We start from the raw sequence: 24,117 nt of genomic DNA, 5'->3' as shown, positions 1-24,117 counted from the left end.
AGCGGTAGGGGTGCGGGCGGGGAAAGTTACCGCCGGTACAACGCGCCGGGCACCGCTTAGGCTGAGGCCCGTGGCAGAAGACCAGGCAGGTAACGGCGATCCGGATGTCCGCGAGTACCGCATGTCGGAGCTGGCCCGGAAGGCCGGCATCACCGAACGCACCCTGCGCTTCTACCGCGAGCGCGGCCTGATCCCGCCGCCGCGCCGCGAGGGTCGGATCGCCTGGTACGACGACCACCACCTGGCCCGGCTCAGGACGATCTCGGCGCTCCTGGAGCGCGGCCACACCCTGTCCGGCATCGCCGACCTGACCTCGGCCTTCGAGTCGGGCCGCGACGCGGGCGAGGCGCTCGGCCTGGTCGAGCCGACCGAGGAGACGCCGGTGCGCCTGACGCCCGAGGCGCTGGCGGACCACTTCGCGGGCGAGGTCACTCCGGAGAACCTGGCGGCCGCCCTCGACCTCGGCTACCTCGCGGTGTCGGGCGAGGAGATCGTCCACATCAGCCGCCGCCTCCTGGACGTCTCGGCCTCGCTGGTGCGCGAGGGCGTCCCGCTGGCCGCGGTGCTCGCGGCGGGCCGCGAGGTCCGCGACCACGCGGACGCCCTGGCCGCCCTCTTCACCGACCTGCTGCGCACCCACACCTCGACGAAGGACGCCGAGCGCATGCGCCCGCTGGCCAAGGCGGTGGTGGACGCGGAACTCTCCCTCGCCCTCGACCGCCGCCTCTCGCAGAAACCCTGAGCGCGGGCCGCACGGGGGCACGACCGCACGGGCCGCACGGGCCGCCGCCGATGGAACCTAGGGCGGCGGCCGGCAGGCCGCCTGGGACGGCGCGCGTTCCTTACAGGTCGTAGACCACCGTCACCGGCGCGTGGTCGCTCCACCGCTCGCCGTGCGTCGCGGCGCGCTCCACGAACCCCTTCACGGCCCGCCCGGCGAGCCCCGGGGTGGCGACCTGGTAGTCGATGCGCCAGCCCGTGTCGTTGTCGAAGGCGCGGCCGCGGTAGGACCACCACGAGTACGGCCCCTCGACGTCCGGGTGCAGCTGTCGCACCACGTCGACGTAGCCCCCGTCGGCGGAGTCGAAGACCCGGGTCATCCACTCCCGCTCCTCGGGCAGGAAGCCGGAGTTCTTCTTGTTGCCCTTCCAGTTCTTGAGGTCGGCCTCCTGGTGGGCGATGTTCCAGTCGCCGCAGACCACGACCTCGCGCCCGTCGGCGGCGGCCCGGGCCCTGAGCCCCTTGAGGTACTCGAGGAACTCCGCCATGAAGCGGATCTTCTCGTCCTGCCGCTCGGTGCCGACCTCGCCGGAGGGCAGGTAGAGGGAGGCCACGGTCACACCGGGCAGATCCGCCTCCAGGTAGCGCCCGCTGCCGTCGAACTCCGCGCTCCCGAACCCGGTCCGCACCCGGTCCGGCTCGCGCCGGGTGAGCAGGGACACACCGGCCCGGCCCTTGGCGGCGGCCGGGGCGTGCACGGCGAACCAGCCCTCGGGCGCCCCGGCCTCGTCGGGCAGCTGGTGGGGCTCGGCCCGCACTTCCTGCAGGCAGATCACGTCCGCGCCGGTCCCCGCGAGCCATTCCACGAAGCCCTTCTTGGCGGCGGCCCGCAGCCCGTTTACATTCACAGAGGTCACAGTGAGCATCCCGGCACCCTACCGACCCGACACAGTCCACTCACCGCATAGAAGTACGCTATATCGCATGATTATCCAGCAGCTCGGCTACGACCACCCCGACGCGGTCAGGCTCAACGACCAGGTCCAGCTCGAATACGCCGCGCGGTACGGGGACGACGGCGACGTCACACCCCTGAGCGCCGCGATGTTCATACCCCCGCGCGGCCTGTACCTGATCGCCTACGACCCCGAGGGCCGCCCGGTGGCCACCGGCGGCTGGCGCAGCCAGGACGCCAACGAGGAGAACTACCGCGACGGCGACGCCGAGCTGAAGCGCATGTACGTCGTCCCCGAGGCCAGAGGCCTGGGCCTGGCCCGCCGCATCCTGGCCGCCCTGGAAGCCGACGCCCGCAGGGCCGGCCGCACCCGCATGGTCCTGGAGACCGGCACCAAGCAGCCCGAGGCCATCACCCTCTACGCCTCGACGGGCTACGAGCCCTGCGAAAAGTTCGGCCACTACCGCACGTACGACACGAGCCGCTGCTTCGCGAAGCCGCTCAACAACTCCTGAACGGCACCCGGAGGGCTCCCGGAGAAGTCCCGGCGGACTCCCGGGGAACGCCCGAAGGACGCCTGGAACGACGAAGATCCCGCCCGATCTGACGATCGGACGGGATCTCGTTGTTGTTGTGGACCTGAGGGGATTCGAACCCCTGACCCCCTCGATGCGAACGAGGTGCGCTACCGGACTGCGCCACAGGCCCTTGCAACGAGTGAAACCTTAGCACCCGGAAGGGAGTGCTTGGAAATCGGTTCCTCGCTGGTCAGCGAGAGGGGGGTCATTCGTTGGCGGCGCGCGGCCGGTCCTCGTCCGCGTACTGGTCGAAGAGCGGCGTACGGCGGCGACTTGAGCCCGAGCGCTGTCTGGGTGGCGGGTCGGCGGCGGGCGGGGCCGGGGTGGGCTCCGCCGTCGAGGAACGGGCCGAGGACCAGGTGTCCGGGGCGCCCAGGTCGATGCTGCCGGTCGCGCGCGGAGCGACCGGCGCGGTCACGTACGTCGGCAGCGGGACCGGCACCGGCTCCCAGCTCGCGCCGCGTTCGGGGCCGCGCTCGCGCTGCTGGTCGACCCACTCCTGGTGGTCCGTCTGCTCGACCAGCGCGCGCCGCCCGGCCTCCTGCGGCGACAGCGCCGGGGCGGGAGCGGGTTCGGGCACGGGGTCCGGGTGGTGCGAGTCGGGCTCGTCGTCGGCCTCGGCGCCCGGCGCGGTGGCCCGGGCGCGCGGCCGGCTCTCGCGCAGCCGCTGGGCCGCGACCTCCGCACGGCGGCGGTCCATGGTGAAGGCGAAGCGCCGCCGCTCCTGGACGCGCAGGTGCACGATGTACGCGCTCAGCAGGGCGGCCGGGACGGCCGGCGCCCACAGGAAGCCGAGCCCGCCGACCGCCGCGACGACCGCGCCGAGCGTGAAGGCGAGGAAGAGCACCACGGTGGTGCGCCGGCGCCGGGCGAGGACCGCGCTGCGCTGGGCGCGCCGGGCCCGCTCCGCCGAGGCGGCGTTCGCGGGGCGCGGGCGCTCCTGCCGTTCGGGGTGCGGCTCCGGGCGCGCGGGGCGCTGGGAGCGGGCCGGGGGCACGGCGAAGTGCCGGGCGCCCGTGGACTCCCCCGGGGTGTCGAGGGGTTCGGTCAGGGCGTCCGGAGGGGTCCCGCGTCCCGCCTCGGGCGATGCCTCCTCGGTGGCCCGCTGACGCAGCTCCTTGGCGTACCGGCGCTCCATGGCCGACCGTCCGGACAGGAGCCGGATGGCTGTGCTGAAGCGTTCCGTCGGACGGGCCTCGTTGAGCTCGTCCTGCCTGCGGAGCCACATCGGCACCAAGTAGGCGGCCCAGGCCCCGACGATGACTGCGTAAATGAGGCCGCTGCTGCTCACACACCACACCGTAGAGGGATGGGCGCGCGGGGATACGCCAATTGAGCCGGTGTGTCGCACGATCTGGCTGATATCACCGGCTTTTTTTGTGATTTCTCAGATCGTTCGATGTTCGTTCGATGTTCTGTCAGCGATAGACAAGGGGCCGATCTCGATCGAATTCGAACGTTTATTTCATTTCTCGTGATGGGTCTGCCGGGCCCGCCGCCACCGGGCGAGCAGCCCGTCCGGGACTTCCTCCGCGGTGAGCGCGTACACGAGGTGATCGCGCCAGGCGCCGTCGATGTGGAGATAGCGCGGGCGCAGCCCCTCCTCGCGGAAACCGAGCTTTTCCACCACGCGCCGGCTCGGTCCGTTCTCCGGGCGAATGCACACCTCCATGCGGTGCATCCCGACCGCGCGGAAGCAGTGGTCGACGGCGAGCGCGACGGCGGTCGGCATCACCCCGCGCCCCGCCACCTCGCGGTCCACCCAGTACCCGACGTGGCCCGAGCACATCGAGCCCCAGGTGATCCCGGCGACCGTCAACTGGCCCACCAGGTGCCCCTGGTACTCGATGACGAACGGCAGCATGCGGCCCGCGTTGGCCTCGGCCCGCAGATGGCGGACCATCTGCCGGTAGGTGGGGCGCTGCGAGAAAGGGGCGCCGGGCGCGGGCGGCGGGATCGTCGCCTCCCAGGGCCGCAGCCAGTCGCGGTTGCGCCGGTTGACCTCGCGCCAGGCCCGCTGGTCGCGCAGCTTTATGGGGCGGAGGACCACATCGCCCTCCGCCAGCTCGACCGGCCAGGAAGGAACGTTCAGCTCGGGCTCCCCGTGGGTCTGGGGTGGTCGCCGCCGCGGATCTGGTCCACGGCGTGCCGCAGGATCCGCTCCAGGACGGCGATTCCGTCGCGTACGCCGCCGGTGGAGCCCGGCAGGTTGACGATCAGGGTGCCGCCGCCGGCCACCCCGGCCAAACCCCGTGAGAGGGCGGCGGTGGGGACCTTGGCCAGGCCCTCGGCGCGGATCGCCTCGGGGATGCCGGGCACCTCGTAGTCGATGACGGACCGGGTGACCTCGGGGGTGCGGTCGGTGGGCGAGAGGCCGGTTCCGCCGGTGGTGACGATCACGTCGTACCCGGCGGCCGCGCCGGCCCGCAGCGCCTGCTCGACGGGGTCGCCGTCGGGCACCACGAGCGGGCCGTCCACGGCGAAGCCGATCGAGGCGAGGCCGCCCGCGAGCAGCGGCCCGCCGGTGTCGGCGTACACGCCGGCGGCCGCCCGGTTGGAGGCGGTCACGACGAGCGCCGCGTACGGCGCCAGCAGTGCCTGGCCGAGGCCTTCGCCGCCGGGCGGGAAGGGCACCGCGGCCTGCGGCCCGGGCCGTCGCGGAGCCGGGGCGGGGCCCGGCTGAGGGGGCGTCACGCTCCGGCCGCCTCGGGCCGGTTCCAGTCGCCGGACTTGCCGCCGGTCTTCTCCTCGACCCGGATGTCGGTGATGACGGCCGCCTTGTCGACGGCCTTGACCATGTCGACGACGGTGAGCGCGGCCACCGACACCGCGGTCAGCGCCTCCATCTCGACGCCGGTGCGGTCGGTGGTCTTCACCGTCGCGAGGATCTCCACCGCATCGTCGGCGACCGCCAGGTCGAGCTTCACGCCGGACACCGCGAGCGGGTGGCACAGCGGAATGAGGTCGGGGGTGCGCTTGGCACCCATGATTCCGGCGATGCGGGCGGTGGCGAGCGCGTCGCCCTTGGGCACGCCCTCGCCGCGCAGGAGTTCCACGACACGCGGCGAGACGAGCACGCGGCCGCTCGCGCGGGCTGTGCGTGCGGTGACGTCCTTCTCGGAGACGTCGACCATGCGGGCCGCACCCGCCTCGTCGATGTGCGTGAGCCTGCCTTGCGTCGAACTCATTCGGTGGCGCTCCCGGTACGTCTTCTGTGGGCAGACACCGTACCCCCACCGGCCGGCGGTCAGCCGAGCAGGACCACTTCGACCTCGCTGTCGGGCTCCGCGGAGGTGGCTTCCTCGGGGATCACGATGAGGCAGTCGGCGAGCGCGAGCGCCGCGATCAGATGCGATCCCGAGCCGCCCACGGGGCGGACGGTGCCCGCCTCGGCGTCGTAGCTGCCGCGCAGGAACTGGCGCCGGTCGGCGGGCGAGGACAGCGCCTTGTCGGTCTTCAGAACGGCGCGCGCGGTGGGCCTGTTGACCTCGGGGAGGCCCATCAGGGTGCGGATCGCGGGGCGCACGAACAGCTCGAAGGAGACGTACGAGGACACCGGGTTGCCGGGCAGGGCGAGCAGCGGGGTGTGGTCGGGGCCGATCGAGCCGAAGCCCTGCGGCTTGCCGGGCTGCATCTTCAGCTTGCGGAAGTCGATGCCGCTGCCGGGCTCGTCCGCGTCGCCCACCGAGGACAGCGCCTCCTTGACGACGTCGTACGCCCCGACGCTGACGCCGCCGGTGGTGACCAGGAGGTCGGCGCGGATCAGCTGGTCGTCGATGGTGTCGCGGAGCACGGCCGCGTCGTCGGTGACCGCGCCGACCCGGTAGGCGATGGCACCCGCGTCCTTGGCGGCGGCCGCCAGGGCGAAGCTGTTGGAGTCGTAGATCTGGCCCTGGCCCAACTGCTCGCCGGGCTGCACCAGTTCACTGCCGGTGGACAGGACCACCACGCGCGGGCGCGGCCGTACGGTGACGGTGCCGCGGCCGATGGCGGCGAGCAGGCCGATCTGGGGCGGCCCGAGCACGGTGCCGGCCCGCAGCGCCAGGTCGCCGACCTGGACGTCGCTGCCGCGCGCGCGGACGTGGGCGCGGGCCTCGGCGGCGCGGTGCACCCGCACTTCGCCGCCGGCCCCTTCGGGCGCGGCGCCCGCCGGACGCATGGCGGTGGCGGCGCCGTGGCCGGCCCCGCCGTCGGTCCACTCGACGGGGACGACGGCCTCGGCGCCGGGGGGCAGCGGGGCGCCGGTCATGATCCTGGCGGCCTGGCCGGGGCCGACGGTGGGCAGTTCGCCGCTGCCGGCCGCCACGTCACCGATGACGGTGAGCACGGCGGGGAACTCCTCGCTGGCGCCCGCGACATCGGCGACGCGGACCGCGTATCCGTCCATCGAGCTGTTGTCGAAGGGCGGCAGGGCGATGGACACCGTGACGTCCTCGACCAGGACGCAGCCCTGGGCGTCGGGCAGTTGCAGATCGATGGGGGCGAGTGGACGGACCGCGGCGAGGATGTCGTCCAGGTGCTCGTCCACCGACCAGATCGTGTTGCTCACGGGGCCTACATCTCCTCGGTGACGTACCGGCGAAGCCAGGCCCTGAAGTCGGGGCCCAGGTCTTCACGTTCGCACGCCAGTCTGACAATGGCTCGGAGATAGTCTCCGCGATCGCCGGTGTCATAGCGACGGCCCTTGAAGACGACGCCGTGCACCGGGCCGCCGATCGCCTCGTCCGCGGCCATCTGCTGGAGCGCGTCGGTGAGCTGGATCTCGCCGCCGCGGCCGGGCTCGGTGGTGCGCAGCACGTCGAAGACGGCCGGGTCCAGAACGTAGCGTCCGATGACGGCGAGGTTGGAGGGGGCCTCGGCCGGCTCGGGCTTCTCGACGAGCCCGGTGACCCGTACGACGTCACTCTCGGCGGTGGTTTCGACGGCCGCGCAGCCGTAGAGGTGGATCTGCTCGGGGTCGACCTCCATGAGCGCGATCACGCTGCCGCCCTCGCTCTCCTGGATCTCCACCATCCGCGAGAGCAGCTGGTCGCGGGCGTCGATCAGGTCGTCGCCGAGGAGCACGGCGAAGGGCTGGCTGCCCACGTGCGGGGCCGCGCACAGCACCGCGTGGCCGAGGCCGCGCGGGTCCCCCTGGCGCACGTAGTGCATGGTCGCCAGGTCGCTGGACTCCTGCACCTTGGCGAGCCGGTCCGCGTCGCCCTTGCGGGTGAGCGCCGACTCCAGCTCGTAGTTCCGGTCGAAGTGGTCCTCCAGGGGACGCTTGTTGCGACCGGTGATCATCAGGACGTCCGACAGGCCCGCCGCCACCGCCTCCTCCACCACGTACTGGATGGCGGGCTTGTCCACCACCGGCAGCATCTCCTTCGGTGTGGCCTTCGTGGCCGGAAGGAACCGGGTGCCGAGCCCGGCGGCGGGGATGACAGCCTTGGTGATCCGTGGGGGCGACTGAGTCATGCGGGCACCCTATCCGCTGCGTATGTGCGGAAGATTGCCCTTCGGCGAATTCGCTCCCTTACGCACACATTTGAGGGGCCGAAGGAAATACGGTGAGTGATCACATGTCCGAAAAGGCGGCCTTGCGGCGCGGCCTCCTGGACGCCAGGAGGCGACTGTCCGGCGACGAGCTCCAGAAGGCTTCCCGCGCGCTCGCCGACCGGGCCCTGGCCCTGCCCGAACTCGCCGCCGCCGGCACGGTGGCCGCCTACGTCTCGGTGGGCGGCGAACCCGGCACCCGCGTCCTGGTCCACGCCCTGCACGCCCGGGGCGTGCGCGTCCTGCTTCCGGTGCTGCTCCCGGACAACGACCTGGACTGGGCCCCCTACACCGGCCCCGAACACCTCCTGCCCGCCGGGCGCGGGCTGCTCGAACCGGACGGCGGCCGCCTGGGCCCGGACGCCGTGACGGCCGCCGACGCGGTGCTCCTGCCCGGCCTCGCCGTGGACGCGCGCGGCATGCGCCTGGGCCGGGGCGGCGGCTCCTACGACCGGGTCCTGGCCCGCGTCGAGGCGTCCGGCAGCACACCGGCCCTGGTGGTGCTCCTCTACGCGAACGAGGTGGTCGCGCGGGTCCCGGAGGAACCGCACGACCACCCCGTGCACGCTGTCGTCACCCCCTACGGGGTGACGCGCTTTCCCGTGTGAGCGGCCGCACTGCGGCGCGCGCCGCGCGCACCGCCCGTACTACGGCGTGAGCTTCAGCGTGTCGACGGTCGAGCCGTCGACCGCCTTGCCGGAGAACGACCAGTCGAGCAGCTCGCCCTTGGCCCACTTCTCGGTCTGGTCCGAGTAGTGCGCGCTGTAGGCGTGGCCGGAGGCGCCGGTGAGGTTGATCCACTTGGACTTGTCGAAGTCCTTGAGGTTGACGATCATCCGCATCGACGGCACCCAGGTGACGCCGTAGTCGCCGCTCGCCGCGTTCCAGCCGGTGGCGTCCACCGCGGCCTCGCCGCCGCCCAGGTTCCACGGGCCCCGGTTGAGCATGTACTGCAGCACGCCCGGGCCCTCCTTGCCGAGCGTCTGGTTCTTCAGCATCAGCTGGTGCAGCCGGCCCCACGACCAGGTCGTGGTGTCCTTGCCGAGCTTGGCGGTCAGCTCCCAGCGGGCGTCCTTCATGGCCCGCGCGAGCAGCTGGTCACGGTTCGACGTGGCCTTGTCCAGACGGGTCGCGGGCGACTTCCACCAGGTGTTGTTCTGGTCGTTGAAGATCTTGCGCACGACCTCGAACCAGCGGTCGCCGCCGTCGGGCTGCGCCGAGTCGCCGTCGCGCTCGCCGCACTCCCAGACCTTCTTGTCGGGGTCGTCGACCGGGCCGGTACCGGCCGGCGGCGTCACGTACAGGCACTCGCCCTTGGGACGCAGCTCCTTGGGCAGCTTGTTGCCGAAGGCCAGCTTCAGGACGTTGCGCCACACCGAGTTGAAGTAGGCGGCGGCCGCCGAGTCGTTCTCCTGGGTGTAGTCCCAGCCTTCGAGCAGCTTCTGCGCCTCGCGCACCGAGGGGTCGGACACGTCGATCTTCAGCAGGGCGGGCGTCAGGAGCGCGGCGATCTCGCTGCTGTTGTCCATCTGCATCTTCTGCATGTCCTCGGTGGAGATCTTCCCGCCACCCTTGATCTTCGACTCGATGAGGTCGTTGATCCGCTGGCTGCGGGTGCCGTAGCCCCAGTCCTTGGTGAGCAGGTACGGGTACTTCTTCTCGTCGATCACGGCCTGGTTGGCGGTGACGATGAAGCCCCGCTTGGGGTCGTACTCGTAGGGCAGCGCCTCGAAGGGGATGTACTTCTTCCACGTGTACTTGGAGTCCCAGCCCGGGGCCGGCATGGTGCCGTCGACGCCGTCCGCGCGCATCGGGATCCGGCCGGGCGCCTGGTAGCCGATGTGGCCCTTGGTGTCGGCGTAGATCAGGTTCTGCGAGGGGACCTCGAAGTCCTTGGCGGCGGCCCGGAAGGACTTGAAGTCGCTCGCCTTGTCGAGCGCGAACACGGCGTCCATGGACTTGCCGGGCTCGAGCGCCGTCCACTTCAGGGCGACCGCGTAGCCGGAACCCCGGTCCGGGGCGGCCGAGTTGACGGGCGCCTTCTGGCCGACCTTGCCCAGCTCGTCGTCGCGGTCGGAGACCAGGGGGCCGTTGTTGGTCTCGCGGATCGTGATGGTCTTGCTGGCCCCTCCGGCCACCTTGATGACCTCCTCGCGGGTGGCGAGGGGCTTCTCCTCGTTGTCGTAGAGGTAGTTGGAGCCGGAGATCTTCTCCAGGTACAGGTCGGTCACGTCGGCACCGAGGTTGGTGAACCCCCAGGAGACGTCCTGGTTGTGGCCGATGATCACGCCCGGCATGCCGGAGAAGGTGTAGCCCGCCATGTCGTAGCCGCACGTGCTGGACACCGTCCGGCAGTGCAGGCCCATCTGGTACCAGAGCGAGGGCATCATCGGCGCGAGGTGCGGGTCGTTGGCCAGCAGCGGCATGCCGGTCGTCGTGTACTGGCCCGACACCACCCAGGAGTTGGAGCCGATACCGCTGCCGTTCGGGCCGAGCAGCGAGGGGATCTTGTCGAGGGTGTCGGACAGCGCGCCGAGCTGGCTCTGCATGCCCTGCAGCGCGCCCTGCGCGGTGTTCGAGGTCCCGTCGGAGGCGCTGGAGGCCCGGTTGGGGTCGAACTTCCCCGACGCCTTGCTGTACGAGCCCTCGTCGACGATGGGGCGGTGGGTGGCGGCGGGATAGGCCGGGTACAGGTCCTTGATCTGCTGCGGGCTGAGCCGGCTCGTCATCAGGGAGCGGTCGATCTCGTCCTGCATGTTGCCGCGCAGGTCCCAGGCCATCGCCTTGAGCCAGGCCACGGAGTCGACCGGCGACCAGGCCTCGGGCTTGTAGTCGTTGGTGAGGTTGAGCGCCGCGTACTCGACGGAGATGTCCTTGCCGTCCTTGCCCTTGAGATACGCGTTCACCCCCGCCGAGTACGCCTGGAGGTACTTCTTCGTCGCGGGCGACAGCTTGGTGTCGTACTCCTTCTGCGCCACCCTGTGCCAGCCCAGCGTGCGCAGGAAGGCGTCGGTGTCGACCTGACCGCTGCCGAACATCTCCGAGAGCCGGCCCGAGGTCATGTGCCGGCGGACGTCCATCTCGTAGAACCGGTCCTGCGCCTGGACGTAGCCCTGGGCCATGAACAGGTCGGCGTCGCTGTCGGCGTAGATCTGCGGGACGCCGTAGTCGTCGCGCTTGACCTCGACCTGGCCGGTGAGGCCGGGGAGCTTGATGGTGCCGGTCGTCTGCGGGAAGGAGGCGCGCACGGTACTGACTCCCCAGTACGCGCCGTAGGCGACGCCCGCGACCAGCGCCAGCACCAGGACGAGGACGAACAGCCTCAGGCGGCGTCCCCTCTTCCTGCTCGTCTTGCCGGCCGTCGTACCGGCGGAAGGGGCGGTTGTGGTGGCGGGCATCGCTGTCCTTCGAGGGGCAGGGTGGTCCAGGAGTGCTGGGAGCAACCATAGGCGCAGCCGCTGAGAGCCCCGGACGCGGTGTCTTCGTTCACATACCGGGACGCCATCCACAGGAGCTCTCGCGTAAAGAAAGCGTCAAAGATTAGGTAAGGTAACGAAGTACCTTGGGCGCCGGAACGATTCACCTGGTGCGCCCCAGGAGTCCCCGGATGCGCACCAGGCGCTTGGGGATGCACGATTTTCAGGGGGTGCCTGGCGGCGCCTGAGGGGAAGGATCGGCCACTGACTGTCCACCAGCTCAACGAACTCCTGCTCATCTGCTCGCTCGTCCTGCTCATCGCCGTCGCGGCGGTGCGCATCTCCTCCCGCAGCGGGCTCCCCAGCCTGCTCCTGTATCTCGGCATCGGGATCGCCATCGGGCAGGACGGCATCTTCAACGTCACGTTCAACGACGCCGAACTGACGCAGGTGATCGGCTATGCCGCACTCGTGGTGATCCTGGCCGAGGGCGGCCTGGGCACGAAGTGGAAGGAGATCAAACCGGCGTTGCCGGCGGCCGTGGTGCTGTCGCTCGTCGGCGTCGCGGTGAGCGTGGGCGTCACCGCGGCGGGGGCGCACTATCTGGTGGGCCTGGAGTGGCGGCAGGCACTGATCATCGGCGCGGTGGTGTCGTCCACCGACGCGGCCGCCGTCTTCTCGGTCCTGCGCAAGGTGCCGCTGCCCTCGCGCATCACCGGTGTCCTGGAGGCCGAGTCCGGCTTCAACGACGCCCCCGTGGTCATCCTGGTCGTCGCCTTCTCGACGCCGGGGCCGGTCGACTCCTGGTACCTGCTCGTCGGGAAGATAGCCCTGGAGCTGGCCATCGGCGCCTCCATCGGGCTCGCGGTGGGCTGGCTCGGATCGTACGGACTGCGTCATGTGGCGCTGCCCGCCTCCGGCCTCTACCCGATCGCGGTGATGGCGATCGCCGTGTCCGCCTACGCGGCCGGCGCGATGGCCCACGGCTCCGGATTCCTCGCGGTCTACCTCGCCGCCATGGTCCTCGGCAACGCCAAGCTGCCGCACTGGCCGGCCACCCGCGGCTTCGCGGACGGGCTCGGCTGGATCGCCCAGATCGGCATGTTCGTCCTGCTCGGCCTGCTGGTCACCCCGCACAACCTGGCCGCCGACTTCTGGCCGGCCGTGATCATCGGCCTGGTCCTGACCATGGTGGCGCGGCCGCTGGAAGTACTGCTCAGCCTGCTGCCGTTCCGCATGCCGTGGCAGGAGAAGGCCCTGATGTCCTGGGCGGGCCTGCGCGGCGCCGTGCCCATCATCCTCGCCACCATCCCCATGGTCTCCGGGGTCGACGGCAGCGAGAAGGTCTTCAACATCGTCTTCATCCTGGTCGTCGTCTACACCCTGATCCAGGGCCCGACGCTGCCGTGGCTGGCCCGCAAGCTCCAGCTCTCGGACTCGGACGAGGCCGCCGACCTCGGCGTCGAATCGGCGCCCCTGGAGCGGCTGCGCGGCCACCTGCTGTCCGTGGCGATCCCGCCGAAGTCGCGGATGCACGGCGTCGAGGTGCACGAGCTGAGGCTGCCGCCGGGCGCGGCCGTCACCCTGGTCGTACGCGACGGCAAGAGCTTCGTGCCGGGGCCCACCACGGTGCTGCGCCAGGGCGACGAGCTCCTGGTGGTCGCCACCGATCCGGTACGGGACGCGGCCGAGTCCCGGCTGCGCGCGGTCGGCCAGGGCGGCAAGCTCGCGGGCTGGCTGGGCACCGGCGGCCCGGGCGAACCCGCCAAGAGCGCGAAACAGAACGCGAAGCCCACGAAGAACGCGAAGCCCAGGCGAACGCCGCATTAAGACGCGTGTCGCCGTGTTAAACCGCGTGACGGCCGAATAAACAGAGGCCGAAACTTGGCACTCCGTGCGGAATCGTAGGCACGGAGTGCCAGGACTCTGTATCATGAAGGCACACCACTGATCGACCAACTCTGCCTGACGCAGAGCTGGCGCGACCGTATGGCGGTCGGGGGCTCCCCGCAGCACCCCCGGCATCTACCGCAGTTCCGCGCAAGAGGACAGCTCTCGGCAACGCCCGCACCCACAGATCTGTGCATGGGGCGCGCTACCAGGCGGCAGAAAGGCAAGGGGCCGTGGCATCCACGGTCACTTCTGACAAGCGGCCCGGTTACGGGCAGCTTCTGCGCACACCCGGCGCACTGTCCTTCCTCCTGCCCGGCTTCGCCGCCCGGCAGCCCTTCGCGATGCTCACCATCGGCATCCTGCTCCTGGTCCAGCACACGACCGGCTCCTACGGCGGCGCCGGCGCGGTGGCCGCCTTCACGGGCGTGTCCATGGCGCTCTTCGCCCCGCAGAGCGGCAAGCTCGCCGACCGCTTCGGCCAGCGCGCCGTGCTGGTGCCCGGCGTCCTGGTCCACGCGGCCTCGGTGTCGGCGCTGACCGCGCTCGCGCTGGCCGGCGCGCCCCTGTGGGCCCTGTTCATCGCCGCCGTACCCACCGGCGCCTCGGTCCCGCAGGTCGGGCCCATGGTGCGGGCCCGCTGGGCGAGCAAGCTCGACGGGTCGCCCCTGATGGCGACCGCCGCCGCCTTCGAGTCCGTGACGGACGAGTTCACCTTCGTCATCGGCCCGGTCCTCGCCACCGCCCTGTGCACCGGCGTGCACCCGGCGGCCGGCCTGATCGCCGAGGCCTCCCTGACCCTGGTCGGCGGTCTGCTGTTCGCGGCCCGGCGCGCCACCCAGCCGCCGGTGCGCAGCGCCGCCGAGCTGGAGCAGGCCGAGCACACCTCCGCGCTGTCCATCCCGGGCGTACGCGTCCTGGCGATGGCCTTCCTCGGCATCGGCGCGGTCTTCGGCGGCATGCAGGTCTCGCTCACCGCGTTCGCCGAGGAGATCGGCAACCCCGGTATCAACGGCGTCCTCTACGGCATCTTCGCCGCCGGGAACATGCTGGCGGGCATCGCCTGCGGCGCCATCGCCTGGAAGTCCGCGCCCCGCACCCGGCTGATCGCCGGCTACGCGGCGCTGACGCTCGCGGCCTCCGGCCTGTGGGCGGCGCACTCCGCGCTGCTGCTCGGCGGCCTCGGCCTGATCGTCGGCCTGTGCATCGCGCCCGCGCTGATCACCGGCTACACCCTCGTCGAGTCGCTGGTCCCGTCGACCTCGCGCACCGAGGCGTTCACCTGGCTGACGGGCGCGGTCGCGCTCGGCCAGGCCGCCGCCGTCACGGTGGCCGGACGCCTGACCGACGCCCATGGTTCGACCGCCGGTTTCCTGGTGCCGATGGCGGGCACCGCGCTGGCCCTGGTGACCCTGCTCGCGCTGCGTTCGCGGCTCGCTCCGCGCCCGGCGGCACGTACCGTGGCGCGTGGCGTCGGTCACCGTGTCCCCGTCACGGTGGACTGATCCCGGGGAATACGTCACTATGGACCGTCGTTAGCACTCATCGAGTGAGAGTGCCAGGAGGAAGACAAGTGCCGACCTACCAGTACCAGTGCACCGAGTGCGGCGAGGGCCTCGAGGCGGTGCAGAAGTTCACCGATGACGCCCTGACCGTGTGCCCGAACTGCGAAGGACGCCTGAAGAAGGTGTTCTCGGCGGTCGGCATCGTCTTCAAGGGCTCCGGCTTCTACCGCAATGACAGCCGCGGCGCGTCGTCGAGCAGCTCGCCCGCGTCGTCCTCGGCGTCGAAGACCCCGGCCTCGTCGGGTTCCGACTCGAAGCCGGCCGCCTCGACATCGAGCTCCGGCTCGTCCTCGTCGAGCGCGAGCCCGGCCGCCTGACCCAGCCTTCACGTGAGAACCCCCGCCGTACTACGGCGGGGGTTCTCGCGTTCACGCCCCCGGTTAGTGTGACCGCCATGGTTAACGCAGAGATCGGCGTCATCGGCGGCTCGGGGTTCTACTCGTTCCTGGAGGACGTCACCGAAGTCCAGGTCGACACCCCCTACGGCTCCCCCAGCGACTCGCTCTTCCTCGGCGAGATCGCCGGCCGGCGAGTGGCCTTCCTGCCCCGCCACGGCCGCGGCCACCACCTGCCCCCGCACCGCATCAACTACCGCGCCAACCTGTGGGCGCTGCGCTCGGTCGGGGTGCGCCAGGTGCTCGGACCGTGCGCGGTCGGCGGCCTGCGCGAGGAGTACGGGCCGGGCACGCTGCTCGTACCGGACCAGCTGGTCGACCGTACGAAGGCGCGCGTCCAGACCTTCTTCGACGGACTGCCCCTGCCGGACGGCACCGTCCCCAACGTCGTGCACACCACGTTCGCCGACCCGTACTGCCCCAGCGGCCGCGAGGCGGCGCTCGGCGCGGCCGCCGGACGCGGCTGGCAGGCCGTGGACGGCGGCACCATGGTCGTCATCGAGGGGCCCCGCTTCTCCACCCGCGCCGAGTCGAAGTGGCATGCGGCGATGGGCTGGTCGGTGGTCGGCATGACCGGACACCCCGAGGCCGTACTCGCCCGCGAACTGGGGCTCTGCTACACGTCGTTGAGCCTGGTCACCGACCTCGACGCGGGCGCGGAGACCGGCGAGGGCGTCTCGCACACCGAGGTCCTGAAGGTGTTCGGCGAGAACGTGGCGCGTCTGCGCGAGGTGCTCTTCGACGCGGTCGGCGCCCTGCCGGCCACCGAGGACCGCGACTGCCTGTGCACCCACGCGCACGACGGCTGGGAGCTCGGCATCGAACTGCCGTGAGCGGCCGCCGCCGAAGGGGACGAGCCGCGGATTCCCCTGCCTGAACTCCCCTTCCAGGTGAGCGAGTTGTCGGCGGCCAGGCGCGGCGGGCCCGCGAACCCGACGCGAGGGGACGCTCCCGACCGGGCGGGGATCCGAACTCCCCTTCCGAGTGAGCGAGTTGTCCACAAGCGGGGCCTCGTCCACAGGCCCCGGCGAAATCCCTCGGGCTGGGGGATCGTGAGGAGCGTCCGAAGCACAGGCTCTCCACGATCGGCAGTGGTCACCATGTCCGCAGGTCCCGCAGCATCCTCGTCCCCCGCTCCCCGCCCCCGCCCGTTCCTGCCTCCCGTGCCCGCACCCGAGCCCGGCGGCGTGCCGTTCTTCCCGCCGCTGCGGGTGCGGGGCGGGCGGAACGCACTGCGCCGCGCGCTGCGCAGGCGACGGCGTGCCGTGGCCGCGGGGCTCGCGGTCACGGCCGCGGCCCTCGCGGTGTCCAGCCCCCAGGCGGCCGAGCGCACGCACCCGGCCGCGGCTCCGGCACCCCGCGAGCGCGGGCCCGCCCGGGCGGCTCCGGTGGTGTCCGCGCCGGTACGGATCGCCGACGCGGAGACCGTGCGGCTGCTGAGGCCCGGCGATGTGGTCGACGTGATCGCCTCCGCCAACGCGCCGTCGCCGGGCGGCGGCGAGGCCCGCGTGCTGGCAACGGGCGCCAGGGTCACGCGAGTTCCGGGCCGGCCCGGCGCACCGCCGGAGGCCGGAGCGCTCGTCGTCCTCGCCGTGCCGCGCGAGACCGCGCGGGTGCTGGTCGGCGCCGGCCCCTCGGCCCGGCTGGCGGTGACGCTGTGCTGATTCGCACGGGCGAACGGTCAAGTCACCAGTTCGCGTGCATGGATTGGACAGCGCGACCCTGCCCTGTCCAAGGTGGCGCAGGAGTTTGCCCCACCCCCTGCACCTGCGAAGAAAGGCTCATTGGTGAGCGAGGAGAAGACAGGCGTACTGGCCGGCTTCAAGGCCTTCCTGATGCGCGGGAACGTGATCGACCTGGCCGTCGCCGTGGTGATCGGCGCCGCGTTCACCAACATCGTGAACTCGATCGTGAAGGGCGTGATCAACCCTCTGGTCGGCGCGCTCGGCACGAAGGACCTGGACCACTACAGCTCCTGCTTCAAGGCCCCCTGCACCGGCGACTCGGGCATCCAGATCCTGTGGGGCGGGGTGCTCAGCGCCCTGCTGAGCTTCCTCGTCACCGCCGCGGTCGTGTACTTCCTGATGGTGCTGCCCATGGCCAAGTACCTGGCACGGCGGGCCCAGCAGCAAGGGGTGAAGGAGACGATGGAGGTCAGCGAGCTGGAGGTGCTCAAGGAGATCCGGGACACCCTGGTCGCCCAGCGCGGCGGCCCCGGCACGGGCACCGGTCCGGCCACGGGTGCCGGCCCGGGCTCCGGTCCCGGCACCGGTCCCGGCGTGGAGTTCTAGTACCGGCTCCGCCGGCTCAGATGTGGTGCGGCGGCTTCTCGTCGAGGAAGCGCGCGAGGTCCGCGGCGCTGCCCGAGGACACGGGCCGCTCGCCCCACCCGCGGTCGGTGTCGTCCGCCGACTGCTGGTCCAGCGGGTCGTCGAAGACCAGCCTCGGCTTGGGCCTCGGCTGCTCCTTGGGCGCTGATTCCCGGTCACGCGGGCCGGGGGCGGGGGCGGTGCTCATGCCTCAAGGGTACGGCGGGCGGCGGGAGCGGACGTGGGCCGGCCGGGGAGCCCGCGACCGGCGGGCCCGCGCCGGGCGCCGGGCCCGCCGCCTTCGGCGGCCCTGCGAGCAGCGGGGCCCGCACCGGCTCCCCCGCCTTCACTCGCACCGGCTCCCCCGCCTTCAGCGGTCCTTCGGATCGAGCGCCCAGAGGCCCAGAACCACCAGGAACGACAGACACAGGAAGCCCGCACCCCACCAGGCGGTGCCGGTGTTGCCCCGCATCCACTCGTTGACCACCACCGTCAGTCCCCACAGCTGGCCGATGACCACGGTGATCGCGAGCGTGAGGCGGGCCGTCAGCTTCGAGGAACGCTCCGGCTCCTGCTCGGTGCCCGCGCCCGGGCCGGGCCCGGTGTGCCGGGTCCGGGGGTCCCCGTAGCCGCTGGTCGCGCGGATCTGCGGGTAACGCTCGCGGACCGGCCGGTTCAGCCGGCGCTGCGCGGAGCCGGGGGTGTACGCGGGCCGAGGGGGGAGCGTGAGGTCCTCGCCCGGGCCGGAGTGCCCACCGGGTCCTGGCAGGCCGTCGGGGCCGGGCGAGCCACCGAAGCCCCCGTGCCCGTCGGGACCGCCGGGGCCGGGCCCGCCATGAGGTCCGGGCAGGCCGTCGGGGCCGGAGGGTGCGCCGCCATCGGGGCTCATGTCCGCTCGCTCCTCTCGACCGCCTTGGCATTCGCGGCAGGGCAGCCCAGGCGGGCCGCCATGTCGGGCCGCTTGTCGGCGAACTCCCGGCACATGGCGTCCTTGTCGCTCTCGCCCGAGCGCGCCGAGGCCACCGCCCAGACGGCCCCGTCGGCCTCCTCGACCAGGAGCACCTTCGGCAGCGGACGCGGCGGCGGCCCCGCGGTCACCTCCCCCGTACGGGCGTCGAAGACCCCCTCGTGGCAGGGGCAGTAGAGCTCGCCCTCGGTGCCGCGGTCCTCGCGCCACAGCACCCCGCAGGCCAGATGCGTACAGACGGCGGAGTAGCCGACGAGGGTGCCGTCCTTGAGGCGGACGGCGACCGCGCGGTCGTCCTCGCCGGGGAAGCGGAAGGCCACGGACTCGCCGGGGGCGAGCACCGGCGCCACCCGCTTGGCGTCGGGCGGGCCGTCGCTGTCGCCGTGCCGGTGCAGCACCCCCCCGGCCACGGCGAGACCGCCGACCGCCAGTCCCCCCGAGACGGTGGCGACGATCCGCAGATAGTCGCGGCGGGTGGTGAGGGAATCGGCGGCGATGCGGTCGTGGAGGGCGGCCTGGGCGGGGTCGGCGCCCGGGTCGGGGGCGGCGGGGGACTGGTCGGTGACGCTCATCGCGTGACGTCCTTCCCGTTGACCTCGACGATCGGGAGCCCCCCGGGCACCGGCCACTGGACCTTGTCGGCGGGCACCACCATGGCCACGCCGGTGGAGACGACGACATCGCCGAACGTGAAGGAGTCGGCGACCTGGACCCCGGGACGCTCGGCGCGCAGCTCCTCGACGGTCCCGTAGAACAGCGCGCCGGTCGGGCAGACCGTGGCGCACATCGGGGCCAGACCGTAGGCGGTGCGGTCGTAGCAGAGGTTGCACTTCATCTGCAGCTTCGCCTGGAGGTCGATCTTCGGTACGCCGAAGGGGCAGGCGTTGACGCAGTTCGCGCAGCCGATGCAGCGGGTGGTGTCGGCCTGCTGCACCACCCCGTCCGCGGTCACCAGGATCGCGTCGGCGGGACACACCTCGGCGCACGGCGCGACCGGGTCCTCGCAGTGCATACAGACGGTCGGAAGGGAGGCGACGGAATGACCCTCGTCGGGATAGTCGAGATGGATCATGGACTTGCCGCGGTGCGAGTCGCACTCGCGGCAGGCCGACACACAGGCCTGGCAGCCGATGCAGCGCCCCGGGTCGATGAAGATCGTTCTGCCCATCATGGCGGACGTCAGCTCCTCTCCGCGGTGCCACGGCCCTGCGGGGACGTGGGCGGCAGGGGGTCGGTGCGCGACACCTGGGTCGCCGGATACGCCACGTGCCCCGGCGCCGTCGGCGGCGCCGGCACCTCGTCGATCCGCTCGGCGGCCTCGATGCGGCAGGCGCACACCTTGTACTCGGGGATCTTGGAACGGGGATCGAGGGCGTCGATGGTGAGCGCGTTGGCGGCCGTCGGAACGGGCCAGTGGTACGGAATGAACACGGTGTCGGGCCGGATGGCCTCGGTGACCAGGGCGGGAAAGACCTCACTGCCGCGCCGGGTCACCACCCGCACCGGATCGCCGTTGCGGAAGCCGTGCGACGGGTGGACCTCCACCCACGGGCGCGGGGTCTGCTCGACGAGCGCGCCGAGCCGGCGGGTCTGGTTGCCGGACAGGAAGTGCGCCACCGTACGGCCCGTGGTCAGCGACATCGGGTGCTCTTCGTCGTACGGGTCCATCGGCGGATGCCACTCCACGACCTGCATATGGATCTTGCCGTCCGGGTGCGAGGTCTTGCCGCCCTCGAAGAGGCGGGGCGTGCCCGGATGGTCGGTGGAGGGGCAGGGCCAGGCGATACCGCCGGTCTCCTCCAGACGCTCGTAGGTGATCCCGTAGTAGTCGTTGACCGTCCCGGCGGACGCGACGCGCAGCTCCTCGAACACCTCGCGGGAGCCCGGATAGGCGAACTTGTCTCCCACGCCCAGGCGTTGGGCCAGCTGGCACATCACCCAGGTGTCGGTGCGCACACCGGGGGGCGGGTCCTGTGCCTTGTTGTGCTTGACCACCCTCGCCTCGGCGTTGGCCATCACACCCTCGTCCTCGGCCCAGGTGGTGACGGGGAAGACGACGTGGGCGTTGGCCGCGGTCTCGGAAAGGAAGAAATCGAATTGAGCGTGGAACTCCAGAGTGTCGTAACCGTTCTTGACCGTCGCGTAGTTGGGCAGCGAGACGAACGGGTTGTTGCAGATGCCGATCAGGCCGCGGATCTCCTGGCGCTGCATCTGCCAGACCATTTCCATCATCGAGGTCCCGGCGGGCGGGAGTTCGGTCTCCTCGATCCCCCAGATCTCGCAGATCTGCCGGCGGTGTTCCGGATTCGAGATGGAACGGCCGCCGGGCAGCAGATCGGACTTCTGCCCGTGCTCGCGCCCGCCCTGCCCGTTGCCCTGGCCGGTGATGGTGCCGTAACCGGCGCCGGGCTTGCCGAGATGGCCGGTCGCCGTGCACAGGTTGATGACGGTCAGACAGTTCTCGACGCCCTGCGAGTGGTGCTCGATCCCCCGCGCGTGCCAGGCCATCGCCCGATCGGCGCCCGCGAACGCCCGGGCCACCTGGACGACCTGCGAGGCGGGAATCCCGCAGATGTCGGCGGCCGTCTCGGGCGTGCACTCGGCGACGGCGGCGCGCACCTCGTCCCAGCCGGTGGTGTGCGCGGCGACGAACTCCTCGTCGACGAGGTTCTCCTTGATGACGACGTGCAGTACGGCGTTGAAGAAGGCCGCGTCGGTGCCGGGGCGCAGGGCGACATGGATGTCGGCGGTACGCGCGATCGCCGTCTCGCGCGGATCGACCACGATGAGGCTGGCCCCGCGGTCCCGCGCACCCCACAGGTACTGGGTCATGACGGGGAAGCACTCCCCCACGTTCGACCCGGCGATCAGCAGGCAGTCGGTGAGCAGGATGTCGGAGAACGGATTGCCCGCCCGGTCGATGCCGAAGGCCAGCTTGTTGGCGCCGGCCGCGGACACCATGCACAGACGCCCGTTGTAGTCGACGTGCCGCGTCCTGAGCGCGACCCGGCCGAACTTGCCGACCAGGTACGTCTTCTCGGAGAACAGGCTCGCCCCGCCGAGCAGCCCGAAGGCGTCATTGCCGTGGGCGGCCTGGATGCGGCGGATCTCGGCGACCGTGAAGTCGAGCGCCTCCTCCCAGGAGGCCTCGCGGAACGGCTCGTCGCGGGAGCGGCGCATCAGCGGCGCGGTCAGCCGGTCGGGGTGGTTGACCTGCTGGTAGGCGTTGATGCCCTTGGGGCACAGCCGCATCCGGTTGATGTCGTGGTTGCGTGGCTCGACCCCGAACACCTTGCCCGCCCGGTCGACCCTCAGATACATGCCGCACTGCACCCCGCAGAAGCAGCAGTGGGTGGGCACCAGGGTCTCGCCGTTCTGGTCGGCGTGCCACTGGTCGGCGGGGATGCCGCCCGCGTCCCGGAAGTTGCGGGTGCCGGGGGGCGCGATCGAAGGGTCCAGCGGAATGGGCCGGCTGCTCACTTGAAGCCCTTCTTGACGTGGCTGAGGTAGGCGGTGCCGCGCAGCACCCGCTTGCAGCGCGGGCAGTACTGGGCCCAGGCGTCGAAGTCGAGCTTCAGATCGCGCATGGTGCCGCGCAGGTTCTCGACGTAAGGGGCGGTGTCGATGGGCTCACCGCAGCGCTTGCACGCGAAGACCTGCTCGTCCTGGCGGGTCGTGTACTTGAACAGCTGCATGCCGACCGCGGCCGGCCGCTGCACGATGTGGAAGAACTTCCCGAACGGGATGTAGATGAGCGTGAACACCACGGACACCATGTGCAGGATCGCCAGGAACTCGTAGCCGCCGCCGTGCAGGAAGATCGACGAGAAGGTGAGGAGGAGCCCGGTCACGGAGATGACGATCAGCGCGATCAGCGGGACGAGGTCGTAGCCGAAGCGCTGGCCGGTGATGGCGCCGCGGTCCTTCATCCGCCGCCACAGGAAGTACGAGGCCCCGGGGATCACCAGGACGGCGGCGATGTCCAGGCCGTGGAACATCAGCCAGCCGACCAGGCTCAGCGCGTCGAACCCGAGGATCTTGAACCCCCAGATCCGCATCTCGTACCCGGGGCCCGAGCCGGACCCGGAGGTGAAGGTGAACCAGCCCCAGGTCAGCGGGAACGTGATCGCGGCGGCCAGGATGCAGCCCCAGAAGATCAGCTGGTGGGCGGCCCAGCGGGCGTGCGAGCGGGCGCCGAGGAACTTCTGGAAGCCCAGATAGGTGGCGATCATCTTCGGCAGGGCGGTGGGCGCCTTGCGGAAGTTGGCGACCGAGAAGAGGCTGCGCCAGCCCTGCTTGAACAGGCGGCGCGCGCCCGGAGAGGAGATCCACACGGTGTAGCGGTAGGCGACGCCGAAGGCCAGGAAGACGGTGGCGACCGCGTACGGAAGGAGCGCGGAGTCGAAGTCCTTCAGCAGCCGGCTGCCGAACACGATGGCCAGGATGAGCAGCACGGACACGGCCGCACCGGCCAGCGTCGCGCGCAGCGCCACGGAACGCGGGGCGCGCGCGGCGGCGACGGCAGGCGCCGGTGGCGGCGCGCCCGGGGAGGACGCGTCCGGGGAGGACGCGTCCGGGGAGGACGCGTCCGGAAGTGCGGCGGGAGGCGCGGGTGGCTCGGTCACCTCCTCACGGTAGGGACAGGGAGGGGGGAACCACCTGTTTTAGGGATCAACAGGGTGATTCGGCTCAGTCCGTACCGATCTGGCCCAATCGCGACGGCGTTCCGACTCAGATCGCGGTCAGGCCGTGCGAGGTGAAGATGTCGCGGGCGGCTGTCAGCGCCTCCGGAGCCGGTGACGGGGTGTCGTGCAGGGTGAAGTTCATGTCGAGGGCCTCCCACTTGCTCTCGCCCAGCTTGTGGAAGGGCAGGACGTCGACGCGGGACACGTTGCCGAGGGAGGCGGCGAAGGAGGCGACGCCGTCGATGTTGGCGGGGTCGTCGGTCAGGCCCGGCACGAGAACGAAACGGATGTGGACCTCCTTGCCGAGTTCCGCGAGACGGCGGGCGAAGTCCAGCGTCGGCTGCAACGGCCGGCCCGTCACCTTCCGGTACGTCTCGGTGTCCCAGGACTTGATGTCGAGGAGGACCAGGTCGACATCGCGCAGCAGCGCGTCGGTGGCCCGGGCGCCGAGGAAACCGGAGGTGTCGAGGGCGGTGTGCAGGCCCAGGTCGTGCTTGTAGCGGTGCAGCAGTTCGCCGGCGAAGACGGGCTGGAGCAGCGGTTCGCCGCCGCTGACGGTGGCGCCGCCGCCCGCCGCCCGGATGAACGTCGTGTACTTGGCGGCCTCGGCGACCACGTCGTCCGCGGTGGTGCGCTTGCCGTTGCGCATCCGCCAGGTGTCGGGGTTGTGGCAGTACAGGCAGGTCAGCGGGCAGCCCGAGAGGAAGGTGACGAAGCGCGTGCCCGGGCCGTCGACGCCGGTCGACAGGTCCCAGGAGTGCACCGAGCCGACGATCGGCCGGCGGGTGGCCGCCCCGGCGGGCGTGGTGGCGTCCTCGTCGCAGCCGAAACGGGCCGGCCGGCCGACGGGAATCTCCGGGCTGAGCAGAACGGCCATGGCAGGACCTTCCTGAGCTGGGACTGATGGGGAGGGGCGGGGTGGGTGGGGTGGGGTGGGGGCGGGGCGGGTGGGCGAGGGGGGTGGGGGGGGAGGGGGACCCCCCCCCCCCCCCCCCCCCCCCCCAAAACCCCCCCGGGAGCAGCCGGTGTGGTGCGGGCCGTGGGGGTTTGGGGGGGGGGGGGGGCACTTTTGAACGCGGGGCGGGAACCCCGGTGGGGAGGG

24 protein-coding genes and 1 tRNA gene are annotated in these 24,117 nt (G+C 71.5%); 9 read left to right on the top strand and 16 right to left on the bottom strand.

Annotated elements, in window-relative coordinates; genetic code table 11:
* Positions 1 to 121: 121 nt before the first annotated feature.
* Entirely contained in the window at positions 122 to 742 is a 621-nt protein-coding gene (locus tag ACFYZA_RS35450) for a MerR family transcriptional regulator (protein WP_382599467.1), read from the top strand.
* 100 nt (positions 743 to 842) lie between these two features.
* Here the strand turns inward: ACFYZA_RS35450 and ACFYZA_RS35445 are convergent, their stop codons facing one another.
* Positions 843 to 1,646: an exodeoxyribonuclease III gene (locus tag ACFYZA_RS35445; protein WP_388494588.1), complete on the bottom strand. Its 804-nt coding sequence runs from the start codon at positions 1,644 to 1,646 to the stop codon at positions 843 to 845.
* 58 nt (positions 1,647 to 1,704) lie between these two features.
* Here ACFYZA_RS35445 and ACFYZA_RS35440 point away from each other — a divergent pair, with 58 nt between their 5' ends.
* Positions 1,705 to 2,190, top strand: a complete 486-nt coding sequence (locus tag ACFYZA_RS35440; RefSeq protein ID WP_382599453.1) for a GNAT family N-acetyltransferase — start codon at positions 1,705 to 1,707, stop codon at positions 2,188 to 2,190.
* Between the two features lie 119 nt (positions 2,191 to 2,309).
* Here the strand turns inward: ACFYZA_RS35440 and ACFYZA_RS35435 are convergent.
* From ACFYZA_RS35435 to galU, 7 genes are all read right to left on the bottom strand, one after another.
* Positions 2,310 to 2,383: transfer RNA gene (locus tag ACFYZA_RS35435), tRNA-Ala, on the bottom strand.
* Between the two features lie 75 nt (positions 2,384 to 2,458).
* Positions 2,459 to 3,544: a gephyrin-like molybdotransferase receptor GlpR gene (gene glpR / locus ACFYZA_RS35430; protein ID WP_388494587.1), complete on the bottom strand. Its 1,086-nt coding sequence runs from the start codon at positions 3,542 to 3,544 to the stop codon at positions 2,459 to 2,461.
* Between the two features lie 174 nt (positions 3,545 to 3,718).
* The gene (locus tag ACFYZA_RS35425; protein WP_382599465.1) at positions 3,719 to 4,345 is read right to left on the bottom strand and encodes a GNAT family N-acetyltransferase; all 627 of its coding nucleotides are present in this window, start codon (positions 4,343 to 4,345) and stop codon (positions 3,719 to 3,721) included.
* Entirely contained in the window at positions 4,342 to 4,947 is a 606-nt protein-coding gene (locus ACFYZA_RS35420; RefSeq protein ID WP_388494586.1) for a molybdenum cofactor biosynthesis protein B, read from the bottom strand. The genes ACFYZA_RS35425 and ACFYZA_RS35420 overlap by 4 nt, the downstream gene beginning before the upstream one ends.
* A complete protein-coding gene (gene moaC / locus ACFYZA_RS35415) occupies positions 4,944 to 5,441 on the bottom strand; it encodes a cyclic pyranopterin monophosphate synthase MoaC (RefSeq protein ID WP_382599447.1) in 498 nt (165 codons plus the stop codon). The genes ACFYZA_RS35420 and moaC overlap by 4 nt, the downstream gene beginning before the upstream one ends.
* 59 nt (positions 5,442 to 5,500) lie before the next feature.
* Positions 5,501 to 6,802 (bottom strand): gephyrin-like molybdotransferase Glp, encoded by a 1,302-nt coding sequence (gene glp / locus ACFYZA_RS35410; RefSeq protein ID WP_382599445.1) that lies wholly within the window; start codon positions 6,800 to 6,802, stop codon positions 5,501 to 5,503.
* Between the two features lie 5 nt (positions 6,803 to 6,807).
* A complete protein-coding gene (gene galU / locus ACFYZA_RS35405) occupies positions 6,808 to 7,710 on the bottom strand; it encodes a UTP--glucose-1-phosphate uridylyltransferase GalU (protein ID WP_382599443.1) in 903 nt (300 codons plus the stop codon).
* 92 nt (positions 7,711 to 7,802) lie between these two features.
* Here galU and ACFYZA_RS35400 point away from each other — a divergent pair, with 92 nt between their 5' ends.
* Positions 7,803 to 8,396, top strand: a complete 594-nt coding sequence (locus ACFYZA_RS35400) for a 5-formyltetrahydrofolate cyclo-ligase (RefSeq protein ID WP_388494585.1) — start codon at positions 7,803 to 7,805, stop codon at positions 8,394 to 8,396.
* A 39-nt stretch (positions 8,397 to 8,435) separates the two neighbouring features.
* Here the strand turns inward: ACFYZA_RS35400 and ACFYZA_RS35395 are convergent, their stop codons facing one another.
* Entirely contained in the window at positions 8,436 to 11,186 is a 2,751-nt protein-coding gene (locus ACFYZA_RS35395) for a penicillin acylase family protein (RefSeq protein ID WP_382599439.1), read from the bottom strand.
* A gap of 282 nt (positions 11,187 to 11,468) precedes the next feature.
* On the opposite strand from ACFYZA_RS35395, the gene ACFYZA_RS35390 reads away from it, so the two are divergent.
* The 6 genes from ACFYZA_RS35390 (at position 11,469) to mscL (ending at position 17,345) form a co-directional block, all read left to right on the top strand.
* Positions 11,469 to 13,034: a potassium/proton antiporter gene (locus ACFYZA_RS35390; RefSeq protein ID WP_388494662.1), complete on the top strand. Its 1,566-nt coding sequence runs from the start codon at positions 11,469 to 11,471 to the stop codon at positions 13,032 to 13,034.
* A 293-nt stretch (positions 13,035 to 13,327) separates the two neighbouring features.
* On the top strand, positions 13,328 to 14,599 hold the full coding sequence (locus tag ACFYZA_RS35385) for an MFS transporter (RefSeq protein ID WP_388494584.1): 1,272 nt from the start codon (positions 13,328 to 13,330) through the stop codon (positions 14,597 to 14,599).
* Between the two features lie 68 nt (positions 14,600 to 14,667).
* Complete coding sequence (locus ACFYZA_RS35380) at positions 14,668 to 14,976, top strand: FmdB family zinc ribbon protein (protein ID WP_382599435.1); 309 nt, start codon at positions 14,668 to 14,670, stop codon at positions 14,974 to 14,976.
* 77 nt (positions 14,977 to 15,053) lie between these two features.
* The gene (locus tag ACFYZA_RS35375) at positions 15,054 to 15,887 is read left to right on the top strand and encodes an S-methyl-5'-thioadenosine phosphorylase (protein ID WP_388494583.1); all 834 of its coding nucleotides are present in this window, start codon (positions 15,054 to 15,056) and stop codon (positions 15,885 to 15,887) included.
* A gap of 267 nt (positions 15,888 to 16,154) precedes the next feature.
* Positions 16,155 to 16,718 (top strand): hypothetical protein, encoded by a 564-nt coding sequence (locus ACFYZA_RS35370; protein ID WP_388494582.1) that lies wholly within the window; start codon positions 16,155 to 16,157, stop codon positions 16,716 to 16,718.
* 123 nt (positions 16,719 to 16,841) lie between these two features.
* Positions 16,842 to 17,345: a large conductance mechanosensitive channel protein MscL gene (gene mscL, locus ACFYZA_RS35365; protein WP_382599429.1), complete on the top strand. Its 504-nt coding sequence runs from the start codon at positions 16,842 to 16,844 to the stop codon at positions 17,343 to 17,345.
* A gap of 16 nt (positions 17,346 to 17,361) precedes the next feature.
* Here mscL and ACFYZA_RS35360 read toward each other — a convergent pair whose 3' ends face one another.
* The 7 genes from ACFYZA_RS35360 to pflA all read right to left on the bottom strand — a co-directional run bounded on the left by ACFYZA_RS35360 (position 17,362) and on the right by pflA (position 23,892).
* On the bottom strand, positions 17,362 to 17,571 hold the full coding sequence (locus ACFYZA_RS35360) for a hypothetical protein (protein ID WP_382599427.1): 210 nt from the start codon (positions 17,569 to 17,571) through the stop codon (positions 17,362 to 17,364).
* 162 nt (positions 17,572 to 17,733) lie between these two features.
* Entirely contained in the window at positions 17,734 to 18,252 is a 519-nt protein-coding gene (locus ACFYZA_RS35355; RefSeq protein WP_388494581.1) for a hypothetical protein, read from the bottom strand.
* Positions 18,249 to 18,902 carry a Rieske (2Fe-2S) protein gene (locus ACFYZA_RS35350; protein ID WP_388494580.1) on the bottom strand — a complete coding sequence of 218 codons (654 nt, stop codon included), beginning with the start codon at positions 18,900 to 18,902 and terminating at the stop codon, positions 18,249 to 18,251. Before ACFYZA_RS35350 ends, ACFYZA_RS35355 begins: the two co-directional genes overlap by 4 nt.
* Complete coding sequence (locus ACFYZA_RS35345; RefSeq protein WP_100574070.1) at positions 18,899 to 19,501, bottom strand: 4Fe-4S dicluster domain-containing protein; 603 nt, start codon at positions 19,499 to 19,501, stop codon at positions 18,899 to 18,901. Before ACFYZA_RS35345 ends, ACFYZA_RS35350 begins: the two co-directional genes overlap by 4 nt.
* Before the next feature lie 8 nt (positions 19,502 to 19,509).
* Positions 19,510 to 21,810, bottom strand: a complete 2,301-nt coding sequence (locus ACFYZA_RS35340) for a molybdopterin oxidoreductase family protein (protein ID WP_388494579.1) — start codon at positions 21,808 to 21,810, stop codon at positions 19,510 to 19,512.
* Entirely contained in the window at positions 21,807 to 22,955 is a 1,149-nt protein-coding gene (locus ACFYZA_RS35335) for an MFS transporter (protein ID WP_388494578.1), read from the bottom strand. Before ACFYZA_RS35335 ends, ACFYZA_RS35340 begins: the two co-directional genes overlap by 4 nt.
* A gap of 106 nt (positions 22,956 to 23,061) precedes the next feature.
* On the bottom strand, positions 23,062 to 23,892 hold the full coding sequence (gene pflA, locus ACFYZA_RS35330) for a pyruvate formate-lyase-activating protein (RefSeq protein WP_388494577.1): 831 nt from the start codon (positions 23,890 to 23,892) through the stop codon (positions 23,062 to 23,064).
* Between the last annotated feature and the right edge of the window lie 225 nt (positions 23,893 to 24,117).

It is taken from the genome of Streptomyces sp. NPDC001828, assembly GCF_042892175.1.
Lineage (GTDB): Bacteria > Actinomycetota > Actinomycetes > Streptomycetales > Streptomycetaceae > Streptomyces.
This window is presented reverse-complemented; position numbering and strand designations above follow the sequence as displayed.